13 protein-coding genes and 1 riboswitch are annotated in these 15905 nt (G+C 62.7%); of the genes, 11 read left to right on the forward strand and 2 right to left on the reverse strand.

The genetic code is table 11. The features are described from left to right. Nucleotides 1–52: 52 nt before the first annotated feature. The 10 genes from HMPREF2765_RS06275 (at nucleotide 53) to trpC (ending at nucleotide 12604) form a co-directional block, all read left to right on the forward strand. Entirely contained in the window at nucleotides 53–1078 is a 1026-nt protein-coding gene (locus tag HMPREF2765_RS06275; RefSeq protein WP_049347218.1) for a beta-ketoacyl-ACP synthase III, read from the forward strand. A 201-nt stretch (nucleotides 1079–1279) separates the two neighbouring features. Next, nucleotides 1280–1522, forward strand: coding sequence for an acyl carrier protein (locus HMPREF2765_RS06280; RefSeq protein ID WP_005507475.1), 243 nt, complete (start codon nucleotides 1280–1282; stop codon nucleotides 1520–1522). Between the two features lie 216 nt (nucleotides 1523–1738). Then, entirely contained in the window at nucleotides 1739–3010 is a 1272-nt protein-coding gene (gene fabF / locus HMPREF2765_RS06285) for a beta-ketoacyl-ACP synthase II (RefSeq protein WP_049347216.1), read from the forward strand. A 1289-nt stretch (nucleotides 3011–4299) separates the two neighbouring features. Continuing rightward, nucleotides 4300–4497, forward strand: a riboswitch (FMN riboswitch). Between the two features lie 387 nt (nucleotides 4498–4884). Beyond that, nucleotides 4885–5616: a nicotinamide riboside transporter PnuC gene (gene pnuC, locus HMPREF2765_RS06290; protein WP_049337701.1), complete on the forward strand. Its 732-nt coding sequence runs from the start codon at nucleotides 4885–4887 to the stop codon at nucleotides 5614–5616. Further along, nucleotides 5617–6927, forward strand: coding sequence for a bifunctional diaminohydroxyphosphoribosylaminopyrimidine deaminase/5-amino-6-(5-phosphoribosylamino)uracil reductase RibD (gene ribD, locus HMPREF2765_RS06295; RefSeq protein ID WP_070604743.1), 1311 nt, complete (start codon nucleotides 5617–5619; stop codon nucleotides 6925–6927). A 250-nt stretch (nucleotides 6928–7177) separates the two neighbouring features. After that, nucleotides 7178–8470 carry a 3,4-dihydroxy-2-butanone-4-phosphate synthase gene (gene ribB, locus HMPREF2765_RS06300; protein ID WP_049353151.1) on the forward strand — a complete coding sequence of 431 codons (1293 nt, stop codon included), beginning with the start codon at nucleotides 7178–7180 and terminating at the stop codon, nucleotides 8468–8470. A gap of 8 nt (nucleotides 8471–8478) precedes the next feature. Continuing rightward, nucleotides 8479–9315, forward strand: coding sequence for a GTP cyclohydrolase II (locus tag HMPREF2765_RS06305; RefSeq protein ID WP_141749094.1), 837 nt, complete (start codon nucleotides 8479–8481; stop codon nucleotides 9313–9315). A 57-nt stretch (nucleotides 9316–9372) separates the two neighbouring features. Further along, nucleotides 9373–9849, forward strand: a complete 477-nt coding sequence (gene ribH, locus HMPREF2765_RS06310) for a 6,7-dimethyl-8-ribityllumazine synthase (RefSeq protein ID WP_005506244.1) — start codon at nucleotides 9373–9375, stop codon at nucleotides 9847–9849. Between the two features lie 314 nt (nucleotides 9850–10163). Continuing rightward, nucleotides 10164–11774 (forward strand): anthranilate synthase component I, encoded by a 1611-nt coding sequence (locus HMPREF2765_RS06315; RefSeq protein WP_049353150.1) that lies wholly within the window; start codon nucleotides 10164–10166, stop codon nucleotides 11772–11774. A 14-nt stretch (nucleotides 11775–11788) separates the two neighbouring features. Then, nucleotides 11789–12604 carry an indole-3-glycerol phosphate synthase TrpC gene (gene trpC / locus HMPREF2765_RS06320; RefSeq protein ID WP_049353149.1) on the forward strand — a complete coding sequence of 272 codons (816 nt, stop codon included), beginning with the start codon at nucleotides 11789–11791 and terminating at the stop codon, nucleotides 12602–12604. 528 nt (nucleotides 12605–13132) lie between these two features. Here trpC and HMPREF2765_RS06325 read toward each other — a convergent pair. Beyond that, on the reverse strand, nucleotides 13133–14368 hold the full coding sequence (locus HMPREF2765_RS06325) for an MFS transporter (RefSeq protein ID WP_246824930.1): 1236 nt from the start codon (nucleotides 14366–14368) through the stop codon (nucleotides 13133–13135). Further along, a complete protein-coding gene (locus HMPREF2765_RS09380) occupies nucleotides 14335–14550 on the reverse strand; it encodes a hypothetical protein (protein WP_246824931.1) in 216 nt (71 codons plus the stop codon). The genes HMPREF2765_RS06325 and HMPREF2765_RS09380 overlap by 34 nt, the downstream gene beginning before the upstream one ends. A 180-nt stretch (nucleotides 14551–14730) precedes the next feature. On the opposite strand from HMPREF2765_RS09380, the gene ftsY reads away from it, so the two are divergent. Then, nucleotides 14731–15840 (forward strand): signal recognition particle-docking protein FtsY, encoded by a 1110-nt coding sequence (gene ftsY / locus HMPREF2765_RS06330; RefSeq protein ID WP_070506468.1) that lies wholly within the window; start codon nucleotides 14731–14733, stop codon nucleotides 15838–15840. Nucleotides 15841–15905: the final 65 nt, after the last annotated feature.

Genomic DNA, 15905 nt, shown 5'->3' on the forward strand with positions numbered 1-15905 from the left:
GACATGCGAGGCACACACTGCCTTGCGAGCATCAGCACTAAGGATTGAATACGTGACTACCCTCAAGCAGTACGAAATCAACCGCTACTCCCGCATCCTCGGTTACGGCGCAGCCCGCGGTGAGGTCATCGTCCCCAACGACGACATCGTTGAGGCAATCGACTCCTCCGACGAGTGGATCAAGCAGCGCACCGGCATCGCAACTCGTCACCGCGCCAGCGAAAACCAGTCGGTAACCGACCTCGCTATCGGTGCCGCCAAGGACGCCCTCGAAGCATCCGGTGTAACCGGTGAGGACATTGAGGCGGTCATCATCTCGACCATCTCGCACCCCTACGCAACCCCCTCCCTGGCAACCCTGGTCGCCGACGCAATCGGCTCCAAATGCCCCGCATACGACATCTCCGCAGCGTGTGCAGGTTTCTGCTACGGCATCGCCCAGGCAGACGCCCTCGTCCGCGCCGGCACCGCAAAGCACGTGCTGGTCATCGGCGTTGAGAAGCTCTCCGACTTCATCGACAACACCGAACGCACCATCTCCTTCCTGCTCGGCGACGGCGCAGGCGCAGCAGTCGTAGGCGTCTCCGACGAACCCGGCATCGCCCCGACCGTATGGGGTTCGGACGGCTCCCGTTGGGGTACTGTGGGTATGACTCACTCCCTGTTGGATATCCGCAACCGCGACTTCGTAGCAAACCCCGTGCAGGAAGGCGAAAAGATTTGGCCCACCCTGCGCCAGGACGGCCCCTCCGTCTTCCGCTGGGCAGTATGGGAAATGGCAAAGGTCGCCAAGCAGGCACTCGAAACTGCCGGCATCACCCCCGACGAGCTCGGCGCACTCATCCCGCACCAGGCAAACGCCCGCATCATTGACCAGATGGTCAAGACCCTCAAACTTCCCGACACGGTGGCAGTGGCACGCGACATCGTTGATGCCGGTAACACCTCCGCCGCATCGGTTCCCCTCGCCGCACACCGCCTGCTCAAGGAGAACCCGGAACTCTCCGGCAAGTTCGCCCTGCAGATCGGCTTCGGTGCCGGCCTGGCATTCGCAGCTCAGGTAGTCGTCCTTCCCTAAGGAAAACCACCAGAGCCCGATGCTCACCGCCCCTCACGACCGGCACAGTGCCGGTACACGAGAAAGAAAATAAAGCGGGAAAGCATCCCCTAAACTCCGAGTTGCCGCATGCGTACACCACGCAGACACGATAAACTCGGTAATGCACGCGTACCCCGCTCGGTGGGTGCGATGACCATCGAACAACAAAGGAGCCCCTGAATGGCTAACAAGGAAGAGATCCTCGCAGGTCTGGCAGAAATCGTTAACGAAGAGACCGGCGTTGAGGTTGAGGACGTTCAGCTGGACAAGTCCTTCACCGAGGACCTGGACATCGACTCCATCTCGATGATGACCATCGTCGTGAACGCTGAGGAGAAGTTCGAGGTGACCATCCCGGACGAAGAGGTCAAGAACCTCAAGACCGTTGGCGACGCAGTCGAGTTCATCGCGAACGCTGCCTAAGCTATAACCAATAACGAGGCGGCGCGGGCTCTCACCGGCCCGCGCCGCATCGCTATTCACTCAGTATCAACCCAACATACCCCCGGGAGCACAGCGCGGACCCCGTAGCGTGGACCCCGCGCGGAATACACACCGCATACCCCCGGGCCCTACAGGTTTTTATCCACACACCACCGGATAAACCACCAAATCGACCACCGAAGAGAAAGTGCCACAATGTCTCGAAAAGTGCTGGTGACCGGCCTCGGCGCGACCACCCCCATTGGCGGCGACGTCCCCACCACCTGGGCAAACGCAACCAAGGGCGTATCTGGTGTATCCACCCTTGATTACCCCTGGGTCAAGGAATACGACCTGCCCGTATACATTGCAGGCCAGCTCGCTGTGCCCGCCCTCGACTCCGGACGCCTCACCAAGGTAGAAGCAAAGCGCCTGGACCCCTCGGGCCAGCTCGCCCTCATCGCCGCACGCGAAGCATGGGAAGACGCAGGATTCTCCGGCCCCGACGCCGAATCCGCGGAAGAAGTCGACCCCGAACGCACCGGCGTAGCCTTCGGCACCGGCATCGGTGGCGTGTGGACCCTCCTCGACGCATGGGACACCCTCCGCGAAAAGGGCCCCCGCCGCGTCCTCCCCATGACCGTTCCCATGCTCATGCCCAACGGCAACGCAGCAGCCGTCTCCATGAACCTCAAGGCACGCGCCGCAGCACAGACCGTCGTCTCCGCATGTGCATCCTCCACCGAAGCCATGCAGCTCGGTGCTGAAATGATCCGCAGCGGTAAGGCAGATGTCGTCATCGTCGGCGGTGCCGAAGCAGCAATCCACCCGCTTCCCATGGCAGCATTCGCCAAGATGCAGGCACTCTCCTCCCGCAACGACGAACCCGAAAAGGCATCCCGCCCCTACGACGTCGACCGCGACGGCTTCGTCATGGGTGAAGGCGCAGCAGCCCTCATCCTCGAATCCGAAGAGCACGCCAAGGCACGCGGCGCACGCGTCTACGCGGAACTGGCAGGCACCGGCGTATCCGCCGACTCCTACCACATCACCGCACCGGACCCCGCAGCACTCGGCGCAACCCGCGCACTGCGCGAAGCCCTCGAAGACGGCAACATCGACCCGAAGACCGTCGTGCACATCAACGCGCACGCCACTAGCACCCCCGCCGGTGACTTGCCCGAAGCAACCGCAATGCACGAAACCTTCGGCGAGCACACCAAGAACATTGCCGTCTCCGCAACCAAGTCCATGACCGGCCACCTGCTCGGCGGCGCGGGTGCCCTCGAGGCAGTGCTGACCGTACTGGCGCTGCACCACCGCACCGCACCCTGCACCATCAACCTGGACAACAAGGACCCCCAGATTGACCTGGACGTGGTGACCGAGGCGCGCGAGCTGCCCGCTGGTGAGATTGTGGCACTGTCGAACTCCTTCGGTTTCGGCGGTCACAACGCGGTTGTAGCATTCCGCTCCGTAGAGGGCTAATCCCTCAGGGCTTCTAGCCTTATATAGATATAACGCTCCCTCAACTACCGTGTGTAGCTGGGGGAGCGTTACGTTTTCTGAATGCGTTTACGAGAGAGTGGCATACCGGACGCCGCTCGCGGGGGAGTGTGGCTTCCGTGGGTTAGTTGTTTGGAGAGGTTGTACCGGTTCACGCTCGCGGGGGAGTGCCCCCTCTTCAGCGCCTGGGGGCGCTTCGAGGACGGAGCCCCCGCCTCGCGTGTCCGGTACGCCCTCTAGGTCGCCTACCCCTCGGTGGGGTTTATATAGGGGTTGGTCTGTGGTTGGGATTCAGAGGTAACGCGCCAATCCCTTGGGGTAGGGAATATGGGTGGCTTGGTGCGGGGTTTCCTTCTCAGGCTAGCTTGCCTCAGTCTGGGGTGCCCCTGTTTTAGATGTTAAAAACGGGTGGCGTATTCGCTCCGGCACTGCGAATACGCCACCCAAACACACCACACTCCACAAGACAATGCAGAGCGCGCGGGATCAACCATCCCGCAAGGTTCCCGTAACCCCCATCGCGCACCACGGTAGGCGACGACAGAAGAATGGGAGTCTATGACCGTTCGACACGCACAACGCCCCCTCGTAAAGGTTTACAAAGGCGCACGCTACGCGTTCTTCCGGAAGTTTATTCGGAAGAGCTCCCACGCCGGTTCCGTTGAGAAAAACAATTCGGTGTGGTTGCCTCCCGATGGTGAAGCACCTCAGCATCGTGTGCCGCATAAACCGCGCAGTTTAGTGCGCGCAGATGCTGCGTCGAAAACTATCCAAAGAATGCAGTCCACGGAGTAGTCTTCCAGCTTCAAATGGCAGAAGCTTAAGGGTTTGATGTGAGTGCTCGGATGGTCCGAATCATGTCGCTCTCAACGGAACCGGTTTATCGGTGATGGGAGCTCCTGTAGATAAGAATAACCTTAAATCACCCCTGGAGTAAACCTTAAACCAATAATTTAACCTTATTGTTATAATTCCTTGTCATAAAGGTATTGACGGGTGTTCAATGTGTTCTGGGTAACCCCTCAGAAGGTCCTCATAACTCTTTGGTCTGTTTGGTGCTCTCCACCGTTATGAAACCGTGATAAATCATCCCCGAAAACTTGAAGAATCGGGTTCCAAAACGGTCCCGCAAGTGACTGCCGCGAGGGCTTGTTGAGAGGGTCTTGAAGACGCGCTGAGAGTACAGTCATAAAACGTCATCTTGTCACGGAAGTTATCCCAGAGAAAACAAATTAAAACCCCGGCATGCGCTGTGGCATAATCAGTATCAACATCGTGCTCCGGGGTCGGTGAAATTCCGAACCGGCGGTCACAGCCCGCGAACCGCTCTCGCAGGCAGGTGAAACTCACATGATTCCACGCCCCACAGTCGGGGATAAGAATCCGCTGGAGGCACCCGCCCGCAAGAGAGGCCGAACCGGTGAAAATCCGGTGCCGACAGTACAGTCTGGATGGAAGGTAGCACGAGCAGAAAAAGGCAGGAGCGCACTCCGCCGCACCTCCCGAAAACCGGGATAGCATGCAGGGTGCACTGACGCGGTTGCTTGAGAAAACTGTTGCTCGAAAAAGCTGTTACTCGAGAGCACAGCGGTTTTCTGAGAGACAGCTTTCTGTGAGACAGGGGAGAGGCACCTTTCGTAGGTGCCGGTACGTTATTCCCCTCGACCGCAGCCGGCTGGTGCCAGCCACGGTTTTCAGCTACGGTTAGCTGATTCGCCGCTCCCGCCTCACCACGGATACCGGGCACCCTTAAGATGCCCGCGGTAGCCGCCCTTTTCTGTTCCTCTCCCCGGAGCCGCCGCAGATGCGCACCCAGCGCATCCGACACACGGTCCAACTCAGAGAGGAAAGAAACAATGGACATCTTGCGGTGGCTCTTCGACGCACAAATTCACGTGGGGGATCAGTCCCTCCTCGTGCGCGAAGTTCTCGGAAACGCATTCGGCCTGGCATCGGCGCTCGGCGGAATGCGACGCAAAGTATGGGCGTGGCCCGTCGGCATTCTCGGCAACCTGCTGCTCCTCACCGTCTTCCTGGGCGCCCTCGTCGGCAGCCCGCACCCCGTCACCATGCTCGGCCAGGCAGGCCGCCAGATCATGTTTATTGCCGTGTCCATCTGGGGCTGGCATCGTTGGCGTGCAACCCGCGCCGCCGGTGGTGACGCCTCCGAAGGTGCCGCGGTGATCCCCAAGTGGGCTACCAACACCGAACGCGCAGGCCTGGTTGTCGCCATGGTCGCAGGCACCCTGCTACTCACCCCCATCTTCCGCGCCCTCGGCTCCTACGAACCCGTCTGGTCCGACGCCTGGATCTTCACCGGCTCGCTGCTCGCCACCTACGGCATGGCGCGCGGCTGGGTTGAATTCTGGCTCATCTGGGTTGCCGTCGACCTGGTCGGCGTGCCGCTGCTGTGGAGTGCAGGCTACTACGCGACCTCCTTCATGTACGTGTTCTACGGGTGCTTCACCCTGGTTGGTTTCTTCGTCTGGTGGCGCACCCGCAACCTGGAGGCGCAGAAGACCCAGGTACAGACCCAGTTCCCCGACGTGACCGTTGAAGTAACCGACGTGCAGAAGGGCCGTGCATAAATGCCGCAGAACCCCTCGCAGCAGGTGCTGGCGAGCGCGCACCTGCCCGTAACCGTCACCCCGAGCGTATCTTCGCCGCGCAACGATGTGGACTATTCTGCCGCGGAGTACGGCCACCTCGCCGGGCTGCCCGCCGCACGCACCCTCCAGCTGCCCAGCCCCGAGCAGGAGCTCAGCCACGCAGAAGCCATGACCCTGGCACTGCAGGCGGCACGCCAGGGTATTCGCGGCGCGAATCCCCTCGTCGGCGCCGTCATCACTGACGCGCACGGGCACCTGCTGCACGTGGGCTACCACCGAGGCGCAGGCACCCCGCACGCCGAAGCAGACGCCCTCGCCGCCGCCCGAGCCGCGGGAACCGACCTCACCGGCGCCCGCATGTACGTGAGCCTCGAGCCCTGCAACCACACCGGACGCACCGGCCCCTGCTCCCACGCCGTCGCCGAGGCGGGCATTAGCGAACTCTACTACGCCTACAGCGACGACACCGAAAACGCAGCCGGAGGCGCCGCCTACCTGCGCTCGCAGGGCGTCACCGTGCACGCCATGGAGGAGTTCGCGAACGCATCCTACCTGCTGAACGAGCGCTGGTTCATTGCCGCCGCCGAACGCCGCCCCTTCATTACCGCAAAGAGCGCCTCCACCCTGGACGGGTTCATTGCGGCTGCTGATGGCACGAGCAAGTGGATTACCGGCCCCGCCGCGCGCGTTGACGGGCACCTGATTCGTCACCGCGCCGACGCCGTCATGATTGGCACCCGCACCACCCTCATGGACGACCCGACCCTGGACGCGCGCGACGCCAACGGTGAACGCTTCGAGAAGCAGCCGCTGCGCGTGGTCATGGGCAAAACCGAGATTACCGAGAACTACCGCGTGCGCGGCCTCAACCCGCCCGAAGGTGTGGAGGCGGATCCGCAGAACTTCCTGCAGGTCTTCACCCACGACCCGCGCGAACTGCTCGATGAGCTGTACGCCCGCGGGGTGCGGCACCTCATGATTGAGGGCGGCCCCGGCATGGTCGGCCTCTTCGCCGGTGAAGACTTCATCGACGAGATGGTCTGGTACCGCGCCCCCATGATCATGGGGCAGGGCAAGAGTGCCGTGTACCGTCTGCTCGTGGACACCCTCGCGCAGGCGCCGCGCCTGCAACTGGACGATCTGGGCATGTTCCCGGCGGTGCGCGTGCTCGGCAATGACACCGCAACGCACCTGGTGCCGGCACCTCGCGGAACGGCGCAGGAACCGGGTGAGCGGCGTACCCTGCCGAAGCTGGACGCCTGCCACGCGCCCGAACCGAGATTAGATTAGCCGAGGCTGGACTAGTCGCGGCTGGACTAGCCTCCGCTTGGGTTGAGCGCGGGCGGGGGAGTAGTACCTCAAGGAACCCCCGCCGGCGCCCGGCTAGTTTGTGCCGGCTGGTTCGTATGCTGGCACAAAAGCTCCCCGTCACGGGGAATATTCGAAAAATACGTATAGTTATACCGACGAACAAACCATCGCCGCCCGTCGCCCTCAACGACGACGCCCCGGCGGACACGGCGAGAAAAGGAAAGCATACATGTTTACCGGAATCATTGGCGCCCTCGGCACCGTAGAATCCATCACCCCCATCGAAGGTAGCGACGCAGCCTACCTGACCCTCAACGCCGGAGACATCGTCGCCGACCTCGAACACGGTGGCTCCCTCGCCGTCAACGGTGTATGCCTCACTGCTATCGACCTCGACCAGCTGCAGCCCGGCCAGTTCCGCGCCTACGCGATGGGTGAGACTCTGCGCCGCACCAACCTCGGCAACCTGAACCCCGGCGACACCGTCAACCTGGAACGCTGCCTGCCCGCCGGTGGCCGCCTCGACGGTCACGTCGTGCAGGGCCACGTGGATGCGGTCGGTACCCTCGCATCCGTCACCGCGCACGAGGCGTGGAGCACCCTGCGTTTCAACCTGCCCACCGAACTGGCACCCCTGCTCGCTGAGAAGGGCTCCATCGCTGTTTCTGGCGTGTCCCTGACCGTTACCGCCGTTTCTGAGCCCGGCGAAACCCCCGCATGGTTCGAGGTCGGCCTGATTCCCGAAACCCTGAAGGCAACCAACCTCGGCGCCCTCAAGGTTGGCGACAGCGTGAACCTTGAGGCCGATGCGCTCGCTAAGTACGTGCAGCGTCTGACCGCGTTCGCAGGCGTGCCCCAGGCTGACTCTGCGCACTCCGGTGAGCAGGTTGCGCCGCGTCGCGCCGACGCCGCAAGCGTCCTCGACAGCGTGCAGACCGCAGTGGACGCTATCGCCGCAGGTCGCGCCGTGGTCGTTGTTGACGACGAAGACCGCGAAAACGAAGGCGACATCATCTTCGCCGCCGAGCACGCAACCCCCGAGCTGATGGGCTTCATGATCCGCTACACCTCCGGCGTGGTCTGCGCACCCCTGAGCAACAAGCGTGCCGACGAGATGAACCTGCCGCCCATGGTCACCAACAACGAAGACCCCAAGGGCACCGCATACACCGTCTCCTGCGATGCGGCATCCGGCGTGAGCACCGGTATCTCCGCAGCGGACCGCGCACGCACCGTGCAGATCCTCGCGGATGCATCCTCGACCCCGGCGGACATCACCCGCCCCGGCCACATCTTCCCGCTGCGCGCCGTTGACGGCGGCGTGGCGGAACGCCCCGGCCACACCGAAGCCGCAGTGGAACTCTCCCTCGCGGCGGGCCTGTCCGGCGTGGGCGTTATCGCCGAGGTCGTGCACGACGACGGCTCCATGATGCGTTTCGACGCACTGCGCGCCTTCGCCACCGAGCACAACCTGCCCATGATCTCTATCGAAGACCTCATCAAGTACGTAGCTAAGGCGTAGGAGAACGCATGAGCGAAACCCCTAACACCCAAGCAACGCCGGGCACCCCCGCAGAGCTGAGCACCCCCGCGGCTGTCACCTTGGCAGAGCCGGGCACCCCCTCAGCGGACACCTTGGTCGAGTCGGTTGAGGCGCAGGCTGAAGAGCTCAGCGCCGAATCCCTGCGCATCGCCTCCCAGCTCGCTGAAGGCTACCGAGTCAGCCCCCTCGACATGGTGCCCAACCCCAGCCCGCTGCTGGTCGAAAGCACCGAAGAGGTCGCCGTACCCACCCCGCAGGGCCTGTTCGGATTGCGTGCCTGGCGATTTGCGGACGGCGCCGAGCACATCAGCGCCCGCGCCCTCGACCGTGACGGCACCCCCGTACCCGCCGAGGACGGGGGAGCGCCCGCGGTACGCATCCACTCCGAATGCGCCACCGGCGATATCTTCGGTTCCTTCCGATGCGATTGCGGCCCCCAGCTGGAGAACGGCCTGCGCATCATTGGCCGCACCGGCGGGTACCTCATCTACGTGCGCAACCACGAAGGACGCGGCATCGGCCTGGTCAACAAGCTCCGCGCCTACGCGCTGCAGGATGCCGGGCTCGACACCCTCGACGCGAACCTGGCGCTCGGCCTGGACGGCGACATGCGCGACTACTCGCAGGCGGCACTGATCCTGCAGGAACTCGGTGTGAACGAGCTGAGGCTCGTGACCAACAACCCCGCCAAGCAGGAGGCGCTCGAAAGCCTCGGCCTGCAGGTCACCGAACTCATCCCGGACGAAATTCCCGCCCGAGTCGAGAACGCACACTACCTGCAGACCAAGCGTGAGCGCATGCGCCACGTGCTCAAAAGCGCGTAGCGGCACCCCTGCAAACCCCTAATTTTTCAAAAACCAAAAACCCACAAGGAGAACACTATGAGCGGCGTAGGCGCAGCAGACACCACCCTCAACCCCGAAGACTACAAGGGCTTCAAGCTCGCAATCGTAGCGGCAAGCTGGCACACCCAGGTCATGGACGGCCTCATCGACGGTGCGCAGCGCGCAGCACGCGACGCAGGCATCGAGCCGACCCTCGTGCGCGTTCCCGGCACCTTCGAACTGCCCGTCGCAGCAACCCGCCTCGCTGAGAAGTTCGACGCAATCGTCGCGCTCGGCGTGGTCATCCGCGGCGGCACCCCCCACTTCGACTACGTCTGCCAGGGCGCAACCAACGGCCTGACCGACGTGTCCGTGCTGACCGGCCGCCCCATCGGCTTCGGCGTGCTCACCTGCGACAACGAGCAGCAGGCACTCGACCGTGCAGGCCTGGAAGGCTCCAACGAAGACAAGGGCTACGAGGCGACCGCAGCGGCACTGCAGACCGCAGCAACCCTCAAGCAGTTCAGCAACTAACACGGCTGAACGGTACGCGGCTCAGTTCCACGAAGAGAACTATTGGATCTTCACCGTGGAACTGGGTCGCAGCACCGGTTAAACTGAAACAACGCGCGGCACTAGAGCTACATCGAGTCACAGTGTGCCGAGCCCCAGCGCCAGAACGCCATGAGGTGACAGCGCACTGACGCGCTAACCTCCGGCTCGGCATACCTTGCTGACTAGGCTCAACACCCGCGCCGACATGCCCTAAGCTGGCATGCCCACACTGTCATGTCACGACTGTCATGTCACGCAACGGCAGGTCCAACCCAACACCAAGGAGTACAGCAATGCAGGATTTGGGCACCATCACCCCCAGCCTCGAAGAATTCCGCGCCCGCGCAGCCGGCACCCGCGTCATTCCCGTACACATCAAAATCCTCGCCGACTCACTCACCCCCATCGGCATCTACCGATCCCTCGTACTCCAAAACGACCAGGGCGAACCCGTCGAAGCAGCCCACGGCACCTTCCTGCTCGAATCCGCCAAAATCTCCGCAGAAGGCGAATCCGCAGCCTGGGACCGCTACTCCTTCATCGGCGCATCCTCCCGCTCGACCCTCACCACCGTTGACGGCGCAGTCCACTGGCAGGGACGCACCCCCGCCGGCGCACCCGTCGACGGCGACCCCGTAGAAGCCATCGCAAAGACCCTGCAGATGCTCTACACGGAACCCGACCCGACCCTGCCGCCGCTCACCTCCGGCCTGGTCGGCTACCTCGGCTGGGACGTCGTACGCCACTGGGAACACCTGCCCTTCCCGCCCGCCGACGACGTGAACCTGCCCGAATTCGCGCTCAACATGGTCTCCGACATGGCAATCCACGACAACAAGGACGGCACCGTCCTGCTCGTCGCCAACGCCATCAACTTCAACGGCACCAGCGAAAACGTCGACGGCGCCTACGAAGACGCCGTCGCGCGCCTGCACAGCATGCTCCGCCGCCTGCAGCGCGGCGCCACCGCAACCACCTCCACTCTCTCCGGCGTGGCAGACGTTGACCGTAAGGTCCGCGAAGACGTCACCCTCACCTGGAGCGAACAGGGTTTCAAGGACGCCATCGACCGCTCCAAGAAGAACATCATCGACGGCGACGTCTTCCAAATCGTGCTCTCACGCCGATTCGAAGCCGAAACCAACGCCAAGGCACTCGACGTGTACCGTGTACTGCGCCAGTCCAACCCCTCGCCGTACATGTACCTCTTCAACTTCGAAGACAGCAACGGCACCCCCTTCCACATTGTCGGCTCCTCCCCGGAGGCGCTCGTCACCCTCAAGGACGGAATCGCCAGCACCCACCCCATCGCCGGTTCCCGCCCGCGCGGCGCAACCCGCGAAGAAGACCTCGCACTCGCCGAGGAACTGCTCGCCGACCAGAAGGAACGCTCCGAACACCTCATGCTCGTCGACCTGGCACGCAACGACCTCTCGCGCATCGCCAAGCCCGGAACCGTATCCGTCGACCAGTTCATGATTATTGAGCGATTCAGCCACATCATGCACATTTCCTCCGCCGTCAGCGCCGAACTCGACCCGCAGTTCAGCGCCTACGACGTGCTGCGCGTCGCCTTCCCGGCAGGCACCCTCTCCGGTGCCCCCAAGCCGCGCGCCATGCAGCTCATCGACGAATACGAACCCACCCGCCGCGGCGTCTACGGCGGCGTATGTGGCTACTTCGACTTCGCCGGCAACATGGACATGGCAATCGCCATCCGCACCGCCGTACTCAAGGAAGGCACCGCCTACGTACAGGCAGGTGCGGGCCTCGTCATGGACTCCAACCCGGACTCCGAAACCCTCGAAACCGTCAACAAGTCCGCCGCCCCGTTGCGCGCCGTGCTGACCGCCTCCGGCCTGGCACCCCTGGACGCAGACGCAGCCGTCAACGCCACCAAGTAACCCAAGGAGACACCATGAGCACCGTTCTCGACGAGATCATCGTCGGCGTCCGCGAAGACCTCGCCGCCCGCGTACAGCAGGTTCCCCTCGAAGAAATGAAGAAGCGCGCCCTCGCAGCCGCACCCGCCCGTGACGCGCTTGCCTCCCTACGCGGTGAAGTACCCGGCGGCGGCAACGGCACCACCGCACGCATTATTTCTGAGGTGAAGCGCTCCTCGCCCTCCAAGGGTGCCCTCGGTGAAATCCCGGACCCCGCTGCGCTTGCCGCACGCTACGAGGCAGGTGGCGCCGCAGCAATCTCCGTGCTCACCGAGCAGCGCCGATTCAACGGCTCCCTCGCCGACCTTGACGCAGTCCGCGCCGCCGTGAACATCCCCGTGCTGCGCAAGGACTTCACCGTCGACGAATACCAGATTTGGGAGGCACGCGCACACGGCGCCGACCTGGTTCTGCTGATTGTCGCGGCACTTGACGAGCAGACCCTGCGCGAGTTCCTTGAACTCACCGAATCGCTCGGCATGAACGCCCTCGTTGAAACCCACACCCCCGAAGAAATCGAAGTCGCCCAGCGCATCGGCGCCAAAATCGTCGGCATCAACGTGCGCAACCTCAAGACCCTCGAAGTCAACAACGAGCACTACGCATCCCTCGCGGCGCACCTGCCCACCTCCGTCATCAAGGTCGCCGAATCCGGTGTCGCCAGCATTGAGGACGTGCGCGCCTACGCTGGTGCCGGTGCCGATGCTGTGCTCATCGGTGAAGCGCTGGTACGCTCCGGCGACCCCGAAGGTACCGTGCGTGAATTCTCCAAGGTGCCTGTGACCCGATAAGGGTTGCTAAGAGATGGCATACCGGACGCCGCTTGCGGGGGAGTGAGGCTTCCGTGGGCTAGGGTTTGAGAGAGGGCGTATCGGACAACGCTCGCGGGGGAGTGACTTCCGTGGGCTAGTTGTTTGAGAGGTTGTACCGGTTCACGCTTGCGGGGGAGTGCCCCCTCTTCAGCGCCTGGGGGCGCTTCGAGGACGGAGCCCCCGCTTCGCGTGTCCGGTCGCCCTCTAGGTCGCCTACCCCTCGGGTGGAGGATAGAAGGGGTTGGTAGGTGGGTACCTTCTCGGGGTAGCTCGCCGCAGTCTTGGGTATATGAAGCTGGTATGTGGTTCCCTTCTCTAATTAGCTCGCCTTGGGATGGTTGAAATAGGGGTTGGTCTGGGGTTTCCTTCTCGGGTCAGCTCACCTGATTCTAGGGTTATTTATCCTGTCGGATTTTTATCTACTTCCCGGATACAGACCTGATACATAGAGATAGAGCCGGTGCCTGCTTCGCAGCAGGCACCGGCTTTTTACTTATTAGAGAGCTCTTAGCGGCCCGTATAGTCCGCGTCCGCAATATCCTTCGGCCAGCGCGCCTTACGGAACGGCGCCCACGTAAACGCCGCCGCCACCAGCAACAAACCACTGATAATGAACGCCGGAACAAAGCCCCACGCATCCGCAATCAAACCAGCCACCAGCGGGCCCAAAATCATACCGAAATCGCTACACATCTGATACACCGCCAACACCTGACCACCACTGCGGCGAGTACCAATCACATCAGACACCGCAGCCTGAATCGACGGACCCATAAACGCCGCACCAATACCCAGGCACGCCGTCAACGACACAAACACCCACGCCACCGGCGCGAAACCCATAAACGTCACCGCAGAACCTGCCAACAGCAGACCCGAAAACGCCATCACACGGCGACCAAAACGATCCGAAAAACGACCCGAGAACGTCTGCGTCAACGCATTACCAAACGAGTTCGTCGCCATCGCCAACGACGCCAACAGAGTAGCCGCCACCGAATCCGACATGTCACCGCCCGTCGCCAAATACGCCGCCGCCAACGGAATAATCGACGACTGCACACCAAACACCGACCAGCCAATCGCCCAATTCGACACCAGCGCCGAACGGTAATTCGAGAACTTCAACGCGTCACGAACAGACATCGCAGGCAGGTCACTCTTACCCGCAGCGCCGCCGGATGCAGCAGACTTAGCGCCCTTACCGGATGCGCCAGCCTGAGTGTCAGCAGGGGAAGGCGCCGCCGACGGCAACACCCCGGTGCCCTTACCCTCAGCCAGTGCCGCCGCCTCCATAATCGCGTCGCGCTCCGCCTCCAGAGCCGCCTGCGACGGCATCAAGAACCACACAATCAAGCCCGCCGCCAACAGCGAAAAACCATACACAATGAACGGCGCACGCATACCAAAGGGCGCCAGGGCGCTCGCAATCACCGGGCCCAGCAGGTTACCCAGCAGGAACGCCGTCGCATAATAACCCGAAATACGGCCGCGCATATGCGCCGGGGACAGGCGCACCAGCAGACCCATCGCGGAGACCGTGAACATGACCGAGCCGATACCCGCTACCGCACGCGAACCCAGCAGCACCCAGTAATCCCAGGCGAACGCAATCATAAACGACGTCACCGACACGATCAGCATGCCAATCGTGTACACCGGACGCTCACCCCAGCGGGTAATCAGCTGACCCGCCGACGGCGCAAAAATCAGGCGCGTAATTGCGAGCGCAGAAACCACCATCGTCGCCATGGTGACCGGGCATTAAAGTTCTGCGCATAGTTCGGCAGCACCGGCGCCACCAAACCAAAACCCACCGCAATCATGAACGACGCAGCAATCAGAACCTTCAAACCGGTCGGCACACGGTTCGGATCAATCGTGCGCGGGTCAAAAACAGGCGGTGTTTTGGCAGGGTTCCTCATACTCATCCTCGAAATAGTGCGGTGCCGTACGGCAGCCGCGGACCCCACCCGCAACTGCCCATCATGTGTTCGGCTAAAAAACTTAACAGTGTCCAGTCTACTCCGCCGACAGCCGGGCATGCGCGTCACCTCGACCAGTCAAACCGCCCAAACCGGTAAGCTAGTAGTGTGAATGAAACGATGATGATGATTTGCGCGATTGTGCTGGGTGTACTGGTTATCGCCGGTATACTTTTCGCCGTTCTGCGCCGACCCAAGAAGACTGCGGACCTGCAGTCTTTGCGCCAGGAGGCTGCTAAGGCCTCCGGCGGTTCGGCGGAAGAACCCGAAAGCTCGGCACCTCGCGCTATTGAACTTGATATGCCCGACCCGTCCGCGGGTCGCCTGGTGCGCCTGCGCGCCCGCCTGGCACGCTCCAACAACATGCTCGGCAAGGGCTTGCTGGCTCTGCTTTCTCGCGACCGCATCGACCAGGACGTCTGGGATGAGGTTGAGGAGACCCTGCTGCTCGCCGACCTCGGCTCCGAGCCGACCACCCGCCTGGTGGAGGCGCTGCAGCAGCGTGTGCGTGTTGAGGGTACGAGCAACCCCGCCGCCGTGAAGAAGATGCTCCGCGAAGAGCTCGTGAAGATCGTTCGCCCCGACATGGACCGCGAACTGAAGACCGCCGGCAGCGACGGCAACCCCGGCGTGGTGCTGGTCGTTGGCGTGAACGGCGTCGGTAAGACCACCACGGTTGGTAAGATTGCCCGCGTGATGGTCGCTGACGGTCAGACCCTGCTCCTGGGCGCCGCTGATACGTTCCGTGCGGCCGCGTCCGAGCAGCTGACCACCTGGGGTGACCGCGTGGGCGTGAAGACCGTGCGTTCCGAGAAGGAAGGCGCCGACCCCGCATCCGTCGCGTTTGACGCTGTGAAGGCTGGTAAGGAGCAGGGCGTTGACACCGTGCTCGTGGACACCGCGGGCCGTCTGCAGAACAAGTCCGGTCTGATGGATCAGCTCGGCAAGATCAAGCGCGTTATCGAGAAGGAAGCGCCGGTCACCGAGGTTCTGCTCGTGATTGACGCGACCACCGGCCAGAACGGTATGGTTCAGGCGAAGGTCTTCGGCGATATCGTGGACGTCACCGGTATCGTGCTGACCAAGCTCGACGGCACCGCAAAGGGCGGTATCGTGGTCGCTATTCAGGAGGAGCTCGGCGTTCCCGTCAAGCTCATCGGCCTGGGCGAAGGCCCGGACGACCTGGCACCGTTCGACCCCGAAGCATTCGTGGACGCGTTGCTGGACTAGCATCCTCATATTCCGCCGAGAAGCCACATGTGTTTCGAGAAGCCACCATTATGGTGGCTTTTCGA

The sequence above is a fragment of the Rothia sp. HMSC062H08 genome (genome assembly GCF_001810775.1).
In the GTDB taxonomy this organism is placed as follows: domain Bacteria; phylum Actinomycetota; class Actinomycetes; order Actinomycetales; family Micrococcaceae; genus Rothia.